Raw genomic sequence first — 18,879 nt, 5'->3', positions numbered from 1 at the left:
AGGTCACCTGGATGTTTTCGCGTGACACGGGCGGGCTCGGCCGTCCGCCGAGCCCGCCACGCCGGCTCCACTGCGAAGCCGGACCGGTGTCACGTCGTCAGCGCTGCAGTGTCAGCAGACCCGGCCGGTAGGGCAGGAGGCCGTAGTCGGTGCCGTCGGAGCTGGGGCTGCGTCCCTGGTAGAGCAACTGCAGATTGCAGGGATCGACGGTCATGGTCTGATCGGCGCTGGTGCGGATCAGTTCGCCATGGCTGATGTCGTTGGTCCAGGTGGCGCCGCTGTTGGCCTTGCCGGCGAACGGGCTGGTCTCGGTAGCGGCCTGGGGCGTCCAGGAGCCGTTCAGGCTGGTGGCCGTGAAGGAGCGGAAGTAGCGATGCTCCTGCGCGCCCCGGGCCTCGACGATCATGAGGTACTGGTTCTGGTCCTTGACCTTGTAGACCTGGGGTGCCTCGAACAGGTTCTTCTCCGTGTCGCTCATGACCGTCGTGTACGACGAACCGAAACTGCCCGGGAAGTTCCCGATCGGCATACTGGCCCGGTAGATCTTGCCGTTGTCGCCGGCGAAGAACAGGTACATGTTCGTCCCGTCAGCGATGAGCGTCTGGTCGATGGGCCCGGTTCCGGAGCCGGCGATGCTTCCGGAGAAGAGCTCCTGCTCCGCCGACCAGCCGTTCGGGTTGGTGGGGTCGCTCGACGTCCGGTAGGAGAAGGCGGTCCTGCCCCACTGGTAGGCGAGCACCCAGATGTTCTTCGGCGCGAAGTAGAAGAGCGTGGGCGCGACGGCGGAACTCGCCATCGTGTTCTGGCCGGCCGAGGCCATCTCCGACCAGTTGGTGAACGGGCTGAAGTTCATCGAACCCCAGCTCGCTCCCGTTCCCGCGGCGCCGTGCGTCGTCGCGTAGACGAGCTGCTTGCCGTTGTAGGGGGCGACGGTGAAGTCCTTGAGCGAGGCCCAGCCTGCCTTGGGCTGCGCCAGCGCGCCCGTCGACGTCCAGCGGTACGTCGAGGGAAGGGCGCACGCGCCGGGGTTTCCGCCGCCGACCTTGACGAGCTGCCACTGCTGGTTGGCACCGCCCCAGTCGTCGTACTGGACGATGTTCGCGCCGTCGGCGGTGGAGGCGCCCTGCACTTCGAGGGCCTTGCTGCTGTGGCGCGCGATGAGCCTCACGTAGCCGTCCGAGCTGTCGGCCAGTCGCCACTGCTGGTTGGTGCCGTTCAGGTCGGTCCACTGAACGATCGGGGTGCCGTTGGCGGTGGACCGGCCGGAGACGTCCAGCACCTTGCCGGAGTGGCGGGACTTGATGCGGTAGTAACCGCCTCCGGAGTCGACGAACTGCCACTGCTGCTGGTTCTGGTCGTTCCTGGTCCACTGGGTGATGCGGGCCCCGTCGCCGGTCGCCAGGTTGTAGACGTCCAGGGCCTTGCCGCTGTTGCGGTTGACCAGCACGTACCAGGCGTTGGTGTCGACGGTCGCCGCGGCGGCGGGCTGGGCACCGAAGAAGGTGGCCAGGAGCAGCAAGGGCGTAAGGAGGGCGAGCAGGCGTTTCAGTTGGATCGGTGACCGATGGCGTACACGCATCAGCGGTGCTCCTTCGAGGTGTGGGGGTGAGGTGAACCCGAGGGACCGCGGAGCGGCCGCGTCGGGGAGTCGGAGACGGCATATGTGTGAAGCCGGCCGCACATGCCGAAGAGTTGGCGCTGAGGGCGTTCCCGTCGTGACACTTCGCCCTGGCCGAGGTGGGAGAGGTCTCCGGCCTTCAGCGCTTGCAGTTGACGGCCGGTCGTGGCGGCCGCCGCCAGCGGGCCCTCACGCCAGCGGATCCACCAGGCGTCCAGCAGCTCGCGCTTCAGGCGGTGGGCCGCCGTGTGGAACTCCCGCAGCCCGCCCTCGCGCAGGGACAGGAATCCCTCGAGTGCCAGGTCGCGGCGGCGGCGCGCCGCCGTGGCGTGGTCGCCGGTCAGGGCGGCCGCCCTGCGGTACGCGTGGGGGTCGGCGAGCACGGGAGCGGGGAAGGTGAAGACGGCGTCGCCCGCCTCCGGGAGCCCGCTGTTCTGCATGAGCACCACGAGGCGCAGGCCGCCGTCGTTGACGAGGCGGTGGATCGTGCCGGGGGTGAACCAGACGACGTCGCCGGGGAGCAGCGGGGTGTCGGCGAAGCCGGAGGTGGTGAGCGTCTGGACGCTGCCCGCGCCGCCGATGACGACGTAGGCCTCGGAGCAGACGAGGTGCATGTGGGGGGTGCCGCCGCACAGCCCGTCGGCGGCCTCCCAGTCGTACACGGTCAGTCCGGAGATCCCCACGCCGCCGGGGAGCGCTGTCACCACGGGTGTTCCGCGACATGGCGGGACAGGCGCCCGGGGGCCCATGCGCCCTCGGCCACGACGATCCGGTAGCGGCGCGCCAGGGTGTCGCCCGGGGCCAGCGGCAGTTCTTTGCCGAACGCCAGGGACGGGTTGACGGCGGGGATCGGCTCACTGCGGACGAACCAGTGGCCGGGGGCGTCCGGATCGTCCAGGAACAGGAGCGTGGAGGAGCGGTCGACCTCGTCGTGCGTGCCGATGAAGGCCAGCCAGTCGCCCTGCTCGCCCATCGCGGGGCCGATCACGTCGCCGCCGGTGAAGTCGCGCGGGCCGCGCCAGAACAGGCCGGTGTATCCGGCGAGGTCCCTGCCCTGTGTGCCCGGGCTGCCGAACATCAGGGCGGTGTCGTGGACGTTGGTCAGCGCGGTGGTGACCTCCAGGGTCCAGGAGTCGGCCTCGACGTCGCGTGCGGTCAGCGTGCGGCGCTCGTCGATCCAGTGCTCCCCCGCCATCGTGTGCCAGGCCAGGTCCTCGGTGATCACGGCGCGGCCGTGGCCGGTCGCGGCGGAAACGGTGAGGCTGCGCATGGTGCCGAGGTTCGGCAGGTCGACGTAGCCCCGGCCGCGCAGGTAGGTGCCGCCGCCCCAGAAGTTCTGACCCGACACCCACGACGCCGTCATCTGGATGCCCTTGTGCCAGCGATGGTCGTGCGGCCGGTACCCGGTGACCACGTCGCCGGCAAGCGTGCGCACCGGATGCAGGTAGGGCTTCGGCGCCTCGAAGGGATCCATGACCGGCCGGTGCACATAGCGGATGAGGTCGACGCCGCGAGCCCGTACGGTCAGCGAGTCCTCGTTCCGGAGGAGTTCGAAGGTCATCGGAACACCTCCGGGCGTCCTCCGTCGAGGGAGCCGTAGAACGGGTCGGCCGCGTCGATCTCTCCGCGCCGGACCGGCCGGCCGGTGATCGCGGCCTTGTACAGGGCGGTGACCAGCTCCATGGTCGGCCTGCCGAGGTCGGGCCGGATCCCCGCCTCGTAGCCGTCCAGGAAGGCCGCGAGCTGGGCGGTGTGCGAGCTGGGCAGGTCGTCCGGCGGCTCCCACGTCACGCCGGAGGACCTGGTGGTGAACGTCCAGTCCGCGTTGGAGTAGCCGTACAGATGCCGCAGCTCGACCGTGGCGTCGGTGAGGTCGAACCGCAGGTAGCTCTCCTCACGTGGGGAGAGGACGCTGTTGACGACCGTCGCGATGGCTCCGTTGTCGAACCGGACCAGGGCCGCGGACACGTCCTCGGTCTGGACGTCGCGCTCGAGGCGGCCGGCCATGGCGCGTACCTCGGCCCATTCGCCGAGCACGGCGAGCATCAGGTCCATCTGGTGGATGCCGTGGCCCAGCGTCGGGCCACCGCCCTCGCTCTCCCAGGTGCCGCGCCAGGGCACGTCGTAGTAGGCGTCGTCGCGGTACCACGCCGTGACGCACTGCGCGACCAGCGGACGGCCCAGCGTCCCGGCCACGATCCGGTCGCGCAGGTACCGGGCACCCGAGCCGTACCTGTGCTGGAACACCGCGCCCGCTGCGGCGGGGCCCTCGGCGGCCTGGATCCGGTCGAGCTCGGCCAGCGACAGCGCCACCGGCTTCTCGCACCACACCCACGCCCCCGACTCCAGGCAGGCCACGGCCTGGTCGGCGTGCAGGAACGGCGGCGTACACAGGTGTACGACGTCCGGGCGCTGCTCCTCCAGCATCGCGCGCAGGTCGGTGTGGACCGCGGGGATGCCGTGTTCGGCCGCGAAGGCCTCGGCGCGCGCGGCGTCCACGTCGACGGCCGCCACGATCAGGGCGCGGTGCGCCTGCGCCCGGAGGGCTGGAACGTGGCAGATGCCCGCGATCCCGCCCGTTCCGACGATCGCCGTTCTGATCATCCGCCCAGCACCTCCCTGATCGAGTGATAGGCGGGCTTCGGCAGCAGGTTCTCGTCGTAGGGCAGCGCTGCGCCCTCGCCGGGGAAGACGGAGGGGATCCACGAGTACTTGTCCGTGTAGTCCCAGATGGTGATGCCGACGCACTTCTCGACCGCCAGGCAGGCCTTGACGTAGTCGGCGTACCAGGTGGCCTGGGTGGCGAGCATCGAAGGGGTCGCCGGGAGATTCATCCGGATGTCGAGTTCGGTGACCGCGACGTCGACCCCGAGGTCGGCGAAGCGCTGCATGTTCTGCCGGACGTCGGTGGGGAAGCCGTACTGGAGCGCCAGATGGCCCTGAATGCCGAAGCCCTCCACCGGGACGCCGTCGGCCTTCAACTGCTTGATCAGGGTGTAGTAGGCGTCGCTCTTGGGGCCGATCCCGTCGACGTTGTAGTCGTTGAGGTACAGCTTGGCGTGCCGGTCGGCCTCGTGGGCCCAGCGCAGGGCGTCGGCGATGTAGCCGGGGCCGAGCGTCTTGTAGAAGAGCGTCTCGCGGTAGGTGCCGTCCTCGTTGAAGGCCTCGTTGACGACGTCCCAGTGGATGACCTGGCCCTTGAAGTGCCGGACCACCGTCTGGATGTGGTTCTTGAGGACGGCGCGCAGCTCGTCGGGGGTCCAGGTGCGTTCGGTGAGCCAGGCGGGGAGCTGGTTGTGCCAGATGAGGGTGTGGCCGCGGACCTTCTGGTGGTGGGCCTCGGCGAAGGCCATGACCTCGTCGGCGGCGGTGAAGTCGAAGACGCCGCGCTCGGGTTCGGTGGCGTACCACTTCATGGCATTGCCGGGGGTGGTCTGGCCGAACTCGCTGCCGAGGAGCTTCAGATAGGCGGCGTCGGTGAACTCGGGGTTGTCCGTGGCGGAGCCGAAGTACTTGTGGTGCTTCTTCGCCAGTTCGCCGAGCGTCCTGGGACGGGGCTCGGCCGCCGCGGGCGCGGCGGCGAGGCCGGCCGCGAGGCAGACGGCGGCGGACAGGGCGATGAGATGACGGGACATGGGCATGACGGACTCCTCGGGTGCCGGGCGGTTCAGTCGAGGACGATCGTGGTCAGCGCGCGCGGGGCGAGCGTCGCCGTGAGGGTCGTGCCGTGCGTGGAGACGATGTCGGCCGGGGTGATCGAGCGGGTCTCGTCGGTGACGTAGCCGTCGGGGTGGCGGTCGTGCCCGCCGCGAAGGGCGAACTCGGCGGAGCGCTCGGTGGTCGCGGTGTTGAGGATCTCGATGACGCGGCTGCCGTCGGTGTTGCGGAAGGCCGTGACCTGCAGTGCCGGGTCGGCGTCCGTGACCGGCACGCGGACGGCGCCGGGGCGGATGAACCGGCTGAAGGCGGCCAGCGCCCAGTACCGCTTGGACACCCGGTAGTCGTCACCGGGGTCGGCGAGCTGGATGAGCCCCCGGGTCGCGCCGAGGGACGCGCCGGTCCAGTAGACGTAGGCATTGGCGTTGCCGGCGGTCAGGGTGTTCTGGATGTCGGCCGCGACGGTGAGACCGTCGTAGCCGCTGCCGTCGTCCCAGTTCTCGTTCCAGGTGGTGCCGTCCGGCGACCATTCCGACATCCATACGCGCTTGCCGGTGGGCTGCTGGACCGCGGTCGGGCCGCTGTAGCGGTGACCGGTGATGGTCCGCACGGCCTTGTCGGCCGCGGGGTCCGCCTCGATGGCCTCGGTGTAGGCGACCTGCCGGTCCCAGCCCGCGGCGTCGCAGCAGACCACCCCGGTCCTCAGTCCGGACGCTCGTACGGTCGGCCCGAGCACCTTGAGGAAGTCGGCCGCCTGCTGCGGGGTGAACCGCATCGAGGCGTAGGTCGCCGTCCAGTCGGGTTCGTTGGTGAATCCCAGGTCGGTGATCCCGATGCCTTCCTGCTGGTAGAACTTCGCGTACTGGACGAGGTAGTTCGCGTAGGCCTGCCGCCATTCGGGCCGGAGCTCGCCGCCGTCGTTCTCGCTGTTGTTGGTCTTCATGAAGGCCGGGGCACTCCAGGCGTCGGCGAAGAACCGTGTGACGCCGTAGGCCTTGGCCTCCTTGGCGAGCCAGACCTGGCCGCCGTCCCAGCCGTCCCAGACGTAGTTCGGCGTGGCGTCCGGTCCGCCGGGATCGGCCGGCAGGATCGTCGGCATGTGGTCGTAGACCTTGTCGGTCGACGACCCGATGCCCAGGCGCAGGATCGAAAGGCCGGCGCCCTTGTCCTTGCTGAGCAGCAGGTCGAGCACCTCGCGCTGCTTGGCCGGGCTGAGGCCGCGCGCGCCGTGCAGCAGGTCGGCCCGCTGGAAGGCCATCGAGAAGCCGAATCCGTCGATGGGCTGGAGCGCGGCGCGGAAGTCGATGCCGTGCCGCGCGGGGGCGGCCAGGGCTGGCGATGTTAGCGCTAACAAAATTGCGCATGTCAGTGTGGTCAGGCGTTTCACAAGTCTCCTCGGGGGTGGAGGTCGCGCGGGACGGGTCAGCCCTTGGTGGCGCCCGCCGTCAGGCCGCCGATCAGCTGCCGCTCGGCGACGGCGTAGAACGCGAGGGCGGGGACCATGGCGAGCACGATGTAGGCGAGGACGAGAGCGTAGTCGGTCGAGTACTGGCCCTGGAACTGCTGGACCCCGACCGGGATCGTCTGCCATTTCGGGTCGTTGAACACCAGCAGCGGCAGGAAGAAGTTGTTCCAGCTCGCGACGATCGCCAGCACGGACACCGTGCCGAGCGCCGGACGCGCCATCGGCAGCAAGATCTTCCAGAAGAAGCGGAACTTGCCGCAGCCGTCCATGACGGCCGCCTCCTCGATCTCCGCCGGGATGGTCCGGAAGAAGCCGCGCAGGATGATGATCGTCATGGGGAGCCCGAAGGCCGCCTGCGGGAGGATCACTCCGAGCGGGTTGTCGAGCAGGTCGACGTTGCGCAGCAGCAGGAACAGCGGCAGGACGGCCACCGCGAACGGGAACATGAGCCCGATCGTGAACAGCGTGTAGAACAGCTCCCTGCCCCGGAAGGCGTAGCGGGCCAGCGCGAACGCCGCCATCGCGGACGCCGCCACCGTGCAGCACGTCGTGCCGATCGCGATGCCGGCGCTGTTGGCGATCTGCCGCCAGAACATTCCGTCGCCGAGAATGCCGGTGTAGTTGCCGGTCTTCCAGTGCTCGGGCAGCCCGAACGGGTTGGTCGTCAGCTCGCCGGTGCTCTTGAACCCGGAGATCACCGCGTAGACGAGCGGCACGACGACGAACGCGCCGATCAGCCAGACCACGGCGTGCAGCGACAGGCCTCGTGCGGTCCTGCGGGCGTTCACCGGCCACCTCCTGAGGTGACGGCTCCGCTCAGGTCACGGCGGAGCGCGTAACGCTGGTAGAAGAGGGAGAAGACCAGGCTGATCATGAACAGCACCACGCTGATCGCACTGGCATAGCCGACCTGGTAGCGCTTGAACCCGAACTGGAACATCGAGATCGCCATCGTCTCGGAGGAGTGGTTGGGCCCGCCCGCGGTCATGACCCAGACGAGGTCGAAGAGCTGGATGGCCCCGATGACCGAAAGGAAGACACTGATCCTGATCGTCGGGCCGAGCAGCGGCAGCGTCACGTGCCGGAAGCGCTGCCAGACGCCGGCGCCGTCGATGGAGGCGGCCTCGAGGAGCTCGCCGGGGATGCTCTGCAGTCCGGCGAGGAAGAGCATCATGTGGAAGCCGAAGTACTTCCAGGTCATGACCACGAACAGGGTCGGCATGACCGTCGAGGGATCGGAGAGCCACTTCCCCCGCAGCCCCTCCAGGCCGAGGGCGCCGGCGAGATGGTCGGCCATGCCGGCACCAGGAAGGAAGATCATCGTGAAGAGGACCGCCGTGACCACCTCGGACAGGATGTACGGCGCGAAGAACAGCATCCGGTAGACGGCCCGGCCGCGCAGCCTCTGGTTGAGCAGGACCGCGGTGAACAGCGCGAACGGCAACTGCACGGTGATCGACAGGGTGATCAGGTACAGCCCGTGCCCCAGATCGCCGAGGAAGACCTGATCGTCGAACAGCTTGGTGTAGTTCTCGATGCCCACGAAGTCGTCCATGGGGCCGGTCCCGCTCCACTTGAAGAAGCCGGTGTAGACGGCGACGGCGATCGGGGCGAGGACGAAGACGAGGAAGAGGACCAGAGCCGGGACGAGGAACCAGGCGACCGACGCCCAGCTGCGCAACCCGCGCAGCAGCGAGCGTGCCGGGGCGGGCGGAGCCACCGGCAGGGCGTCCTGCGTCCGCTCCTCGGTCAGCGTGGACACGGAGCTAGGCACCCTTCGCAGCCTCGGTGATCGACTTGGTGACCTGCTCGGGCGTCTTCTTGCCGGCGATGAGGTCGGCGACGCTGTCGTTGATCTCCTGGCCGACCGCCGGCGGGTAGGCCTGGTCGAGGTAGAGCTGGAAGCCCGTCGCCTTGACCAGGCTGTCGGCCACCGCCTTCCTGTTGGCGTCGGTGAGCTGGCTCTCCGCGCCCTTGACCACCGGCAGGTAGCCGTTGGAGGCCAGCAGCTTGGACTCGTTCTCCAGGACGAAGAACTTCAGGAACTCCAGCGCCTCCTTCGGCGCGCCCTTGCGCAGCGCGAAGCCACCGCCACCGCCGAACACGTCGGTGGCCCGGCCGACGCCGCCGTCGACCGTCGGGAAGGGGAAGAAGCCCAGGTCCGCTCCGAGGTCGGCGCCCGCGTCCTTCTGGACCGAGGGCCCCCACTGCCCCATCAGCTCCATGGCGGCCTTGCCGTTGCCCATGGTCGCGGCCTGGCCGCCGGGGGTGGCGTAGCCGGCACCGAGGAAGCCCGTCTGGAACGGCTGGAGGTCGACCAGCTCCTTGAGGTGGGTGCCCGCCTGGACGAAGCCGGCGCCGGTGAAGTCCTTGGTGGTCGCGGCCTGCTGCAGCGCGGGGAGGCCTGCGACGCGCATCGCGAGGTAGGCCCAGTAGTAGTGGCCCGGCCATTTCTCCTTGCCGGCGAGGGCGATCGGAGTGACGCCCGCCGCCTTGAGCTTCTTGACGTCTTCGAGGAGCTCGGCCCAGGTGGCCGGCGGAGCGGTGATTCCTGCCTCGGCGAAGAGCTTCTTGTTGTACCAGAAGCCGACCATGCCGACGTCGTAGGGCACCCCGTAGGTCCGGCCCTCGAACTGATAGGCCTGCAGCGAGACCGGGGTGAGGTCGGAGGACCAGCCGAACGCGTCCGTGAGGTCCTCGACCAGCCCCGCGTCGACCTGCTGCCGCAGCACGCCGCCGCCCCAGGTCTGGAAGACGTCGGGGAGCTTGCCCGACGAAGTGGTGGCCGTCAGCTTGGACTTGAACGCCTCGTTCTCCAACGAGGTCGTCTTGATCGTGATGTTCGGGTGGGCGGCCGTGAACGCCGAGGAGATCTGCGGGAAGAGGGACTTGCCCGGTTCCGTCGTGGCGATGTTCCACCACGCGAAGGTCACCTCGCCGTCGGCCGCCGGCCCCTGGCCGGAGTCCCCGCTGCCGCAGGCCGCGGTCAGCGAGAGGGACAGAGCGGTCAGGCCCGAGAGCGCCAGGAAGCTTCGTCGACTCGGGGGTGTGCTGGCCATGGGACCTCCGGGGTGGGGAATACCGGTTCGACTTCGAAAATGTTTCGTAACATTCTCGAATTCGTGCTGCCACAAACTAGGAACATGGGGCCCACCGGTCAAGCCTTCTCACCGAATTTCCGTCGGCAGCAGCCCTGTTGGAGGCTTGACAACCAGGTCACACCGACCGGAAACTCTTCGAAAGTTTGCGATATGTGTCGCCAGCCGCCGGCCCAAGGCGTCCGCGCAGAGGAGCGAAGTTGAGCGAGCAGCGTCCGACCCTGGCCGTCATCGCCGCGGAGGCAGGGGTCTCCCAGGCCACCGTGTCCAAGGTGATCAACGGTCGCTCCGATGTCGCACCCGCGACACGCGAACGGATCGAGACCCTGCTGCGATCTCACAACTACCTGCGCCCCGGCCGGCAGGGCAGGGCCCGCAGGTCGGGCCTGGTCGACTTGATCATCGGCGGTCTGGACAGCGCGTGGGCGGTGGAGATACTGCGCGGCGTCGAGGCCGAGTGCGCCCGGCGGAGCGTCGGCACCGTCGTGTCGCTCGTCCCGCCGGGCGAGGCCACGCCGTCGAGCTGGGCCGCACTGCCGGTCCTGCACCACAGCGACGGCGTCATCCTCGTCACCGCCTCGGTCACCCAGGCCCAGCGCGCCCAGGTCGAACAGGCCGGCGTGGCGCTGGTCGTCATCGACCCGATCGACCTGCCGGGCAACGGTGTGCCGAGCATCGGCGCGACCAACTGGGCGGGCGGCCTCGCCGCCACCGAGCACCTGCTGGAGCTGGGGCACCGCCGGATCGCCACGATCGGCGGGCGCAAGGAGATGCTCTGCAGCCAGGCCCGCATCGACGGGTACCGGGCCGCGCTGGAGCGGGCCGGGATCGAGGTCGACCGCGACCTGATCCGGTTCGGCGACTTCCAGCACGAGGGCGGCTTCCGGCGCGCCCGGGAACTGCTCGCCCTCCCCGAGCCGCCGACCGCCGTCTTCGCCGGTAGCGACCAGCAGGCGATGGGCGTCTACGAAGCCGCCCGGCAGGGCGGGCTGAGCATCCCGCACGACCTCAGCGTGGTCGGTTTCGACGACCTGCCGATGTGCGAATGGCTGTCACCGCCGCTGACCACCGTGCGCCAGCCGCTGGAGGAGATGGGCCGGCTCGCCGCCCGCACGCTCTTCCAGCTCCTGGACGGCCAGCCCCTGGTCAGCCCCCGGATGGAGCTCTCGACCGAGCTCAAGGTCCGGCTCTCCACCGCCCCGCCCCGTCTCTAGGAGAACTCCTTGACCGAGCCCTGGCGTGACCCCCTCCTGCCCGTGTCCACACGGGTCGCCGATCTGCTGGAACGGATGACGCTGGACGAGAAGGCGGGTCAGCTCGCCGGCTTCTGGGCGCTGCCCTCGGATCCGGGGACACCGGTCGCGCCGATGGAGGACGATTCCGGCGAGTCCGCGCCCGGCCTCGACGACATCGTCGCCCACGGGCTCGGCCAGCTCACCCGGGTGTTCGGCACCGCTCCGATCACCGCGGAAGCCGGGATGGAGCGGCTCGCCTCGCTCCAGCGGCAGGTGACCGGATCCGGCCGGTTCGGGATCCCGGCGGTCGCTCACGAGGAGTGCCTGACCGGGTTCATGACGTCGGGGGCGACGGTCTTCCCCGGGCCGCTGGCCTGGGGCGCGTCCTTCGATCCCGGGCTCGTGCGCCGCATGGCCGCCGCCATCGGCACGGGGATGCGGCGGGTCGGCGTCCACCAAGGGCTGGCTCCGGTGCTCGACGTGGTCCGCGACTACCGGTGGGGCCGGACCGAGGAATGCATCGGCGAGGATCCCTACCTCGTCGGAGCGATCGGCACCGCCTACGTGCAGGGCTTGGAGGGCGCCGGGATCGTGGCGACGCTCAAGCACTTCGCCGGGTACTCGGCCTCACGCGGCGGCCGGAACATGGCCCCCGTCTCCTCGGGGCCGCGCGAATTCAGGGACGTGCTGGTCGAGCCTTTCGTACGGGCACTGCGCGAGGGAGGCGCCCGGTCGGTGATGAACAGTTACACCGACGTGGACGGCGTCCCGGTGGCAGCCGACGAACGGCTGCTGACCGAACTGCTCAGGGGTGAGCTCGGTTTCGGCGGTGTGGTCGTCGCCGACTACTACGCCGTCTCCTTCCTTCAGACCCGGCACGGGGTCACCGGATCGCGCGGCGCGGCCGGCGCCCTGGCGCTGACCGCCGGAATCGATGTCGAGCTGCCCACGGCCCGCTGCTACGGCGAGCCGCTGACCGAACTCGTGCGGTCGGGAAGCCTGTCCGAGGAGTTCATCGACCGGGCCGCGGAACGGGTCCTGCTGCAGAAGGCCGAGCTCGGCCTGCTCGACCCCGGCTGGGAACCCGTCGAGCCCGGGCCGGTCGACCTCGACCCGCCGGAGAACCGGGCACTGGCCAGGCTCCTGGCCGAACGGTCCACCGTGCTGCTCGCCAACGACGGCACCCTGCCGCTGCGGCCGTGCCGTGTCGCGATCAGCGGGCCGTACGCCGACGACCCCCGGTCCTTCCTCGGCTGCTATTCCTTCCCCAACCACGTCGCGCTGCCCGGCGACCTCGGGCTGGAGATCCCGACGCTCGGCGAGGCGCTCACCGCTGCCGGGTTCACGGTCACCGAGGACGATCCGGACGTGAACGTGCTGGTGCTCGGGGACCGGGCCGGCATGTTCGGCCGGGGCACCTCCGGGGAGGGCTGCGACGCCGAGACCCTCGACCTGCCCGGCGACCAGGCCTCACTCGCCTCCGCCGTTCTGGACTCCGGGGTGCCGACCGTCCTGGTCCTCGTCTCCGGACGGCCCTACGCGCTCGGCACGCTGGCCGAACGCGCATCGGCCGTGGTGCAGGTGTTCTTCCCCGGCGAGGAGGGCGGGACGGCGCTGGCCCGGATCATCAGCGGGGCCGCCGAACCGTCCGGGCGGCTGCCCGTCTCCATCCCCCGCCAGGTCGGCGGACAGCCAGGCACCTACCTGCACGCCAGGCTCGGCGGGCACACCGACTGGAGCTCGGCGGACCCGACCCCGCTGTTCCCCTTCGGACACGGGCTGAGCTGGACCAGCTTCACCTGCTCGGAGCTCTCGGTGGATCCCGTCGCCGCGACGGACGGGGCCGTCGCCGTTTCGGTCACCGTACGCAACGTCGGCGAGGTGGCCGGGACCGAGGTGGTCCAGCTGTACCTCTCCGACCCCGTGGCGTCCGTCGTCCGGCCGCAGCGGTGGCTCGCCGGATTCGCCAGGGTCGAACTGCGGCCGGGAGCGGCCGCCCGGATCACTTTCGCCGTCCATGCCGACCGGACCTCCTTCACCGGGCTCGACCTGCGCAGGAGAGTGGAGCCCGGGGAGATCGGCGTGGCCGTCGGACGGTCCAGCGGCGATCTTCCGCTCCAGGGCTCCTTCACCCTGGAGGGCCCCGTACGTCACCCGGGGGCCGACCGGGTGCTGTCCGTGCCGGTCGAGATCGTCCCGGTTCCATGACCACGTTGTTCGATGATCCCGTCTTCGGTGATCCCGTGCTGCCCGGGTTCCGGCCCGACCCGTCCGTCTGCCGAGTGGGCGCGGACTACTACCTGGTGACGTCCAGCTTCGAATGGTTCCCGGGCCTTCCCGTGTTCCACAGCCGCGATCTCGTGAACTGGCGGCGCATCGGCTCCGCCCTCGACCGGCCGTCCCAGCTCGACCTCGACGGGTGCGAGCCCTCACGGGGGCTGTTCGCACCGACGATCCGGCACCATGACGGGGTCTTCCATCTCGTCTGCACGCTGATGGACGGCCCCGGCCATTTCGTCGTCACGGCGACCGACCCGGCGGGGCCGTGGTCGGAGCCGCACTGGCTGGACGGCGAGGGCTTCGACCCGTCGCTGTTCTTCGACGACGGGCCGGACGACAGCGGCGACGGCGACGGCCGGGCCTGGTTCACCGCCGCCCGCGTGGTGGACGAGGACGCCGGCCTCACCGAGATCTGGATGCGCGAGTACCTTCCCCGCGAACGACGGCTCACGGGACCGGAGCACGTCCTGTGGTCGGGGAGCCACCCCGGCGCCCGATGGTCGGAAGCCCCGCACCTCTACAAGATCGACGGCACCTATCTTCTGCTCACCGCCGAGGGTGGCACCGATGTGGACCACACCGTGGTGGCCGCCCGCGCCGACCACGTGACCGGCCCGTACGTGGGCGCCCCCGGCAACCCGGTGCTGCCACCCGCCAAGGGCCCGGTCACCTGCACCGGTCACGCCGACCTCGTCCAGACCCCGTACGGCGACTGGCGGGCCGTCCTCCTGGGCGTCCGCCCGGGCTCCGCCCTCGGCCGCGAGACCTTCCTCAGCCGGATCACCTGGGACGAGGGCTGGCCGGTCTTCTCCCCCGTCGTCCACACCGACCTTCGCCGCCCCCTCCACGACGGCTTCACCACCCTCTCCGCCGACTGGAGCACCCTGCGCACCCCACCCGCGCGGTTCTGGACCACCGGCGACGGACTGCGCCTCCAGCTCCGCCCCGAACGCCTCGGTGAACGCACCACCCCGTCCCTCCTGGCCCGCCCCCAGGAACAGCCCGACTGCGACGTCTCCACCGAACTGCACTTCACCCCCGCCGCACCGCACGAACAGGCCGGCCTCGCCGTGGTCCTCGACGACGACACCCATCTCCTCTTCCTCCGTACGACGGAAGGACTCAGCCTCCGCCGCGGGCCCGAGGTCCTGGCCGGCATTCCCCTCCCCCCGGGCCCCGTTCGCCTGGGGGTTCGCATCCGGGGCTTCAGCCACACCTTCGCCCACGCGGCACCCGACGGCACGTGGAAGGATCTGCCCACCGTAGAAGCCACCTTCCTGACCCCGCTGTTCACCAGCATCCAGCTCGGCCTCTACGCCACCTCCAACGGCCGCCCCTCCGCCGGCCAAGCGCACTTCACGTGGTTCGCCGTCACGTACCCGAGCCGACGGGAACCGCCGGGACGCCGGTGATCCCGCGAACGTCCCGGGTCCCGCCCGCCGATCAGGCCTGCACGGGCAGATCGGGGGCGGACTCGCGCACGGTCAGGCGGGTCGGGAGGATCAGCGGGCTGGGGCGGTGTCCTTCGATGGCACCGACCAGCATCCGGGCCATCTCCTGCCCCAGCGCCCGCACCGGCTGATGGACCGTGGTCAGCGGCGGGCTGGTGTGCCGGGCGCTCGCCAGGTCGTCGAAGCCGATCACCGCGACGTCCTCGGGCACCCGGAGCCCCCGTTCCCGCAAGGTGCGCAGAGCGCCGATGGCCATCGCGTCGGAGGCCGCGAACACCGCATCGGGGTCGGGGTGCGCCCGGAGCAGTCGCTCCATCGCTGCGGCGCCGCCGTCCTCGGTGAACTGTCCGGGCTCGACCCCGAGCAGCGGCAGGCCGGACAGGGTCAGACCGTCGGTGAACCCCTGCTCCCGCGCGACGGAGGCCCTGGCATCCACCTGTCCGGTGATCATGACGGGCCGTCGGCGGCCCGTGCGCGCGAAGTGCTCGGCGGCCAGCCGGGCACCGCCCCGGTTGTCGGCGTCCACGTACCATGTGGGCTCCCCGGTGAGCGGGAGTCCGCCGAAGACGACGGGGAGGCCGGCCTCCTGGCACAGGCGTCCCAGGAGATCGTCGCCGCGCAGCGCCATCAGCATGACGCCGTCGGCCCGGCGGGAGCGCAGCAACCGCTCGAACCTCTCCCGGCCGCGCGGGGTGTTGGCCAGCAGCAGGATCAGTTCGAGGTCGGTCTGCTCCAGCGCGGCGCTGACGCCGACGACGACCTCCGCGAAGAACGGGTCGGCGAACAGGCCCGGCTCGTCGCTGGAGACTGCCAGCACCACCGCTCCGACCTTGCGGGTCGCCAGGGCCTGCGCGGCCGGATTGGGCACGAAACCCAGCTCGCGCACGGCCCGTTGGACCGCCTCCCGCTTGGCGCGGCTTACGTGCGGGGCGTTGTTGATCACACGGGAGGCCGCCGTGCGCGACACACCGGCTCGTGCGGCCACCTCGTCGAGAGTCGGCATGCGCTTGGGCGACGGCTCCATGCGAGAACTGCTCCTCGTGCTCACGCGGACGGCGGAACAGCGGCCATGATTCCACGCACGGCACCGACTTCGGACCTGCGCACGGGTGTCGTCCTTGGTCTCGATTCGGTAGCGCTTCCAACCTGTCGCGCCATAACGGCGACGACGGCAGTTTCGCGTTCAACCTCTTGACACGCCCTGGCGACGAACCCAATCATCCCATCAGCGCGGTCCGACCCGTCCCAGAACTGGAAGCGCTTCCAACAACTTCCCCACCTCTCGGAGGAAGAATCATGCGCAAGTCCGTCCGAGCCGCATCGGCCCTGCTGGCCGGTGTCCTCACCACCGGCCTCGCCCTGATCGACGCCGGCCCCGCATACGCCGCCGACCCGACCACCATGACCAGCGGCTTCTACACCGACCCCGACAACTCCGCCCTGCGGTGGGCCAACGCGAACCCGGGCGACGGGCGGGCGGCGGCGATCCGGACGTCCATCGCCCACACCCCGGCAGCCCGCTGGTTCGGCAACTGGAGCGGCGACATCGGCACCGCCGTCGGCGCCTACGTCGGCCGCGCGGACTCCCACGACAAGCTGCCGATCCTGGTCGCGTACAACATCCCCGACCGGGACATCTGCGCCGGTCACTCCGGCGGCGGCGCCGGGAGCCGCGCCGCGTACGACGCCTGGATCGCCGCCTTCGCCAGTGGCATCGGCAACCGCCCGGCCGTCGTCGTCCTCGAACCCGACGCGCTCGGCCACGAAAGCTGCATGACGGCCGATCAGATCGCCGAGCGCAACGCCATGCTGAAGAACGCCATCGCCCAGTTCAAGGCCAAGGCACCCAATACCTGGGTCTACCTCGACGCCGGGAACCCCGGCTGGATCGATGCCCCGACCATGGCGCGCCAGCTTGCCGCCGCCGGTGTCAGCGGGGCACGCGGCTTCGTGCTCAACGTCTCCAACTACTTCACCACCGACCAGAACACGTCCTACGGCAACGCGGTCAACTCCGCTCTCGGCTCCTACGGCTACACCAAGCCGTTCGTCGTCGACACCAGCCGCAACGGCAACGGCTCCAACGGCCAGTGGTGCAACCCCGCGGGCCGCCGGATCGGTACTCCGAGCCGGCGCGGCGCAGGCGGCGCCGAGATGCTGCTGTGGATCAAGATCCCCGGCGAGTCCGACGGCAACTGCGGCGCCGGGGCCGGCTCCTCGGCCGGGCAGTTCCTGCCCGAGGTCGCCTACAAGATGATCTACGGCTACTGACCGAGGTGCAGAGTCTCGGCTGATCAATGAGTCATCGCCTTCGAAATATTTCGATGGCGATGACTCAATAGAAAGCGGCCACCGGGCTACCCCAGAGGGACACATTCCCGAAATCCTTTCGAAACTCTTGACTTGTTTCGGCGGGGTTTCCAGACTGAGGCCCGAGGTGGTCCGCCTTTCTGTGTCCGGGCGCCAAGGTGCCGGCCTTTGATTTTTCACGTCCCGGTGGTGAGCGTCCTTTGTCCATGGACGCGGGCGTCGTTCACGCGGATTCACCCTTCCGCGCTCCAATTCCGTTGTTTCTGTCCTGGAGGCTCTTTTATGGGCTCACATTCCATTCCACCGACCACCGTCCGCCGGAGGATCGGTGGTCTTTACGCGGCCCTGGTCGTCGCCGTCGTCGGTTCGGCCGCCGCGCTGGTGGCGCCGCTGACGTCACACGCCGCCGAGAGCACGCTCGGTGGCGCGGCGGCGCAGAGCGGCCGGTACTTCGGCGCCGCCATCGCATCGGGCAGGCTGGGCGACTCGGCGTACACGACGATCGCGGGCCGCGAGTTCAACTCGGTGACGCCCGAGAACGAGATGAAGATCGACGCCACCGAGCCCCAACAGGGTCAGTTCAACTTCGCCGCCGGTGACCGCGTCTACAACTGGGCGGTGCAGAACGGCAAGCAGGTACGCGGCCACACCCTGGCCTGGCACTCCCAGCAGCCGGGCTGGATGCAGAACCTCAGCGGCAGCACGCTGCGCCAGGCGATGACCAACCACATCAACGGCGTGATGGCCCACTACAAGGGCAGGATCGGCCAGTGGGACGTGGTGAACGAGGCCTTCGCCGACGGCAGTTCGGGAGCCCGGCGCGACTCCAACCTGCAGCGCACCGGCAACGACTGGATCGAGGTCGCCTTCCGCACCGCGCGCGCCGCCGACCCGGCCGCCAAGCTCTGCTACAACGACTACAACATCGAGAACTGGACCTGGGCCAAGACCCAGGCCGTGTACGCCATGGTCCGGGACTTCAAGCAGCGCGGCGTGCCGATCGACTGCGTCGGCTTCCAGTCCCACTTCAACAACGACAGCCCCTACAACAGCAACTTCCGCACCACCCTGCAGAGCTTCGCCGCCCTCGGCGTCGACGTGGCCGTCACCGAACTCGACATCCAGGGCGCGTCGGCCACGACCTACGCCAACGTGACCAACGACTGCCTGGCCGTCCCGCGCTGCCTCGGCATCACCGTCTGGGGTGTGCGCGACACCGACTCCTGGCGATCGGAGCAGTCGCCGCTGCTGTTCGACGGCAACGGCAACAAGAAGCCCGCCTACACCTCCGTGCTGGGCGCACTCAACGCCGGCTCCTCGACTCCCACTCCGACCCCCTCGCCCGGTTCCGGCCAGATCAAGGGCGTCGGTTCGGGCCGCTGCCTGGACGTGCCCGGTGCCAGTACCACCGACGGCACCCAGCTCAACCTGTGGGACTGCAACAACCGCACCAACCAGCAGTGGTCGTACACGGCGAGCGGCGAGCTCAGGGTCTACGGCAACAAGTGCCTGGACGCCGCCGGCACCGGCAACGGCGTCAAGGTCCAGATCTACAGCTGCTGGGGCGGCGACAACCAGAAATGGCGCCTCAACTCCGACGGATCCATCGTCGGGGTGCAGTCCGGCCTCTGCCTCGACGCCACCGGCTACGGCACCGCCAACGGCACCCTGATCCAGCTCTACTCCTGCTCGAACGGCAGTAACCAGCGCTGGACCCGTACCTGAACCACTGAGGACCCACGTACCGCTCGCCCAGCGCCGTCGC

15 protein-coding genes are annotated in these 18,879 nt (G+C 69.8%); 5 read left to right on the top strand and 10 right to left on the bottom strand.

What is annotated here, in order from left to right; all coding sequences use genetic code 11:
- Window positions 1–97: 97 nt before the first annotated feature.
- The 9 genes from GPJ59_RS00675 to GPJ59_RS00635 all read right to left on the bottom strand — a co-directional run bounded on the left by GPJ59_RS00675 (window position 98) and on the right by GPJ59_RS00635 (window position 9,799).
- Window positions 98–1,579 (bottom strand): non-reducing end alpha-L-arabinofuranosidase family hydrolase, encoded by a 1,482-nt coding sequence (locus GPJ59_RS00675; RefSeq protein ID WP_219664151.1) that lies wholly within the window; start codon window positions 1,577–1,579, stop codon window positions 98–100.
- Window positions 1,579–2,367, bottom strand: a complete 789-nt coding sequence (locus tag GPJ59_RS00670) for a cupin domain-containing protein (RefSeq protein ID WP_258023648.1) — start codon at window positions 2,365–2,367, stop codon at window positions 1,579–1,581. The genes GPJ59_RS00675 and GPJ59_RS00670 overlap by 1 nt, the downstream gene beginning before the upstream one ends.
- The gene (locus tag GPJ59_RS00665; RefSeq protein WP_219664150.1) at window positions 2,319–3,179 is read right to left on the bottom strand and encodes a DUF6807 domain-containing protein; all 861 of its coding nucleotides are present in this window, start codon (window positions 3,177–3,179) and stop codon (window positions 2,319–2,321) included. Before GPJ59_RS00665 ends, GPJ59_RS00670 begins: the two co-directional genes overlap by 49 nt.
- Entirely contained in the window at window positions 3,176–4,222 is a 1,047-nt protein-coding gene (locus tag GPJ59_RS00660; protein ID WP_219664149.1) for a Gfo/Idh/MocA family protein, read from the bottom strand. The genes GPJ59_RS00665 and GPJ59_RS00660 overlap by 4 nt, the downstream gene beginning before the upstream one ends.
- Window positions 4,219–5,259 carry an endo-1,4-beta-xylanase gene (locus GPJ59_RS00655; protein ID WP_219664148.1) on the bottom strand — a complete coding sequence of 347 codons (1,041 nt, stop codon included), beginning with the start codon at window positions 5,257–5,259 and terminating at the stop codon, window positions 4,219–4,221. The genes GPJ59_RS00660 and GPJ59_RS00655 overlap by 4 nt, the downstream gene beginning before the upstream one ends.
- Before the next feature lie 26 nt (window positions 5,260–5,285).
- Window positions 5,286–6,629: a glycoside hydrolase family 30 protein gene (locus GPJ59_RS00650; RefSeq protein ID WP_258023647.1), complete on the bottom strand. Its 1,344-nt coding sequence runs from the start codon at window positions 6,627–6,629 to the stop codon at window positions 5,286–5,288.
- Between the two features lie 68 nt (window positions 6,630–6,697).
- Window positions 6,698–7,528, bottom strand: a complete 831-nt coding sequence (locus GPJ59_RS00645) for a carbohydrate ABC transporter permease (protein WP_219664146.1) — start codon at window positions 7,526–7,528, stop codon at window positions 6,698–6,700.
- Window positions 7,525–8,514: a carbohydrate ABC transporter permease gene (locus tag GPJ59_RS00640; protein ID WP_219664145.1), complete on the bottom strand. Its 990-nt coding sequence runs from the start codon at window positions 8,512–8,514 to the stop codon at window positions 7,525–7,527. Before GPJ59_RS00640 ends, GPJ59_RS00645 begins: the two co-directional genes overlap by 4 nt.
- Window positions 8,507–9,799: an extracellular solute-binding protein gene (locus GPJ59_RS00635; RefSeq protein ID WP_219664144.1), complete on the bottom strand. Its 1,293-nt coding sequence runs from the start codon at window positions 9,797–9,799 to the stop codon at window positions 8,507–8,509. Before GPJ59_RS00635 ends, GPJ59_RS00640 begins: the two co-directional genes overlap by 8 nt.
- Before the next feature lie 239 nt (window positions 9,800–10,038).
- Here GPJ59_RS00635 and GPJ59_RS00630 point away from each other — a divergent pair, with 239 nt between their 5' ends.
- Genes GPJ59_RS00630 through GPJ59_RS00620 form a run of 3 tightly spaced genes read left to right on the top strand, consistent with a single transcriptional unit; the run spans window position 10,039 to window position 14,765 of the window.
- The gene (locus GPJ59_RS00630; protein ID WP_219664143.1) at window positions 10,039–11,052 is read left to right on the top strand and encodes a LacI family DNA-binding transcriptional regulator; all 1,014 of its coding nucleotides are present in this window, start codon (window positions 10,039–10,041) and stop codon (window positions 11,050–11,052) included.
- Between the two features lie 9 nt (window positions 11,053–11,061).
- Window positions 11,062–13,281 (top strand): glycoside hydrolase family 3 N-terminal domain-containing protein, encoded by a 2,220-nt coding sequence (locus tag GPJ59_RS00625; RefSeq protein ID WP_219664142.1) that lies wholly within the window; start codon window positions 11,062–11,064, stop codon window positions 13,279–13,281.
- Window positions 13,282–13,286: 5 nt separating this feature from the next.
- A complete protein-coding gene (locus GPJ59_RS00620; protein WP_258023646.1) occupies window positions 13,287–14,765 on the top strand; it encodes a glycoside hydrolase family 43 protein in 1,479 nt (492 codons plus the stop codon).
- Between the two features lie 31 nt (window positions 14,766–14,796).
- On the opposite strand, the gene GPJ59_RS00615 is transcribed toward GPJ59_RS00620, so the two are convergent.
- Entirely contained in the window at window positions 14,797–15,828 is a 1,032-nt protein-coding gene (locus GPJ59_RS00615) for a LacI family DNA-binding transcriptional regulator (RefSeq protein WP_219664140.1), read from the bottom strand.
- A 272-nt stretch (window positions 15,829–16,100) separates the two neighbouring features.
- Between GPJ59_RS00615 and GPJ59_RS00610 the strand changes: the two genes are divergently transcribed.
- Both GPJ59_RS00610 and GPJ59_RS00605 read left to right on the top strand, forming a co-directional pair.
- Window positions 16,101–17,075 (top strand): glycoside hydrolase family 6 protein, encoded by a 975-nt coding sequence (locus GPJ59_RS00610; RefSeq protein ID WP_219664139.1) that lies wholly within the window; start codon window positions 16,101–16,103, stop codon window positions 17,073–17,075.
- Between the two features lie 321 nt (window positions 17,076–17,396).
- Window positions 17,397–18,839 (top strand): endo-1,4-beta-xylanase, encoded by a 1,443-nt coding sequence (locus tag GPJ59_RS00605; RefSeq protein WP_219664138.1) that lies wholly within the window; start codon window positions 17,397–17,399, stop codon window positions 18,837–18,839.
- Window positions 18,840–18,879 lie beyond the last annotated feature (40 nt).

Source organism: Streptomyces bambusae (assembly GCF_019400985.1).
Taxonomy (GTDB): domain Bacteria; phylum Actinomycetota; class Actinomycetes; order Streptomycetales; family Streptomycetaceae; genus Streptomyces; species Streptomyces bambusae_A.
Note: the sequence above shows the minus strand (reverse complement) of the source record. Positions and strands in the feature narration are given on the sequence as shown.

Excerpts from the sequence above, each read along its gene's own strand:
- GPJ59_RS00610 (WP_219664139.1), top strand. The coding sequence starts at position 16,101 with ATGCGCAAGTCCGTCCGAGCCGCATCGGCCCTGCTGGCCGGTGTCCTC.
- GPJ59_RS00665 (WP_219664150.1), bottom strand. The coding sequence starts at position 3,179 with ATGACCTTCGAACTCCTCCGGAACGAGGACTCGCTGACCGTACGGGCT.
- GPJ59_RS00660 (WP_219664149.1), bottom strand. The coding sequence starts at position 4,222 with ATGATCAGAACGGCGATCGTCGGAACGGGCGGGATCGCGGGCATCTGC.
- GPJ59_RS00675 (WP_219664151.1), bottom strand. The coding sequence starts at position 1,579 with ATGCGTGTACGCCATCGGTCACCGATCCAACTGAAACGCCTGCTCGCC.
- GPJ59_RS00615 (WP_219664140.1), bottom strand. The coding sequence starts at position 15,828 with ATGGAGCCGTCGCCCAAGCGCATGCCGACTCTCGACGAGGTGGCCGCA.
- GPJ59_RS00670 (WP_258023648.1), bottom strand. The coding sequence starts at position 2,367 with ATGGGCCCCCGGGCGCCTGTCCCGCCATGTCGCGGAACACCCGTGGTG.
- GPJ59_RS00605 (WP_219664138.1), top strand. The coding sequence starts at position 17,397 with ATGGGCTCACATTCCATTCCACCGACCACCGTCCGCCGGAGGATCGGT.
- GPJ59_RS00655 (WP_219664148.1), bottom strand. The coding sequence starts at position 5,259 with ATGCCCATGTCCCGTCATCTCATCGCCCTGTCCGCCGCCGTCTGCCTC.
- GPJ59_RS00635 (WP_219664144.1), bottom strand. The coding sequence starts at position 9,799 with ATGGCCAGCACACCCCCGAGTCGACGAAGCTTCCTGGCGCTCTCGGGC.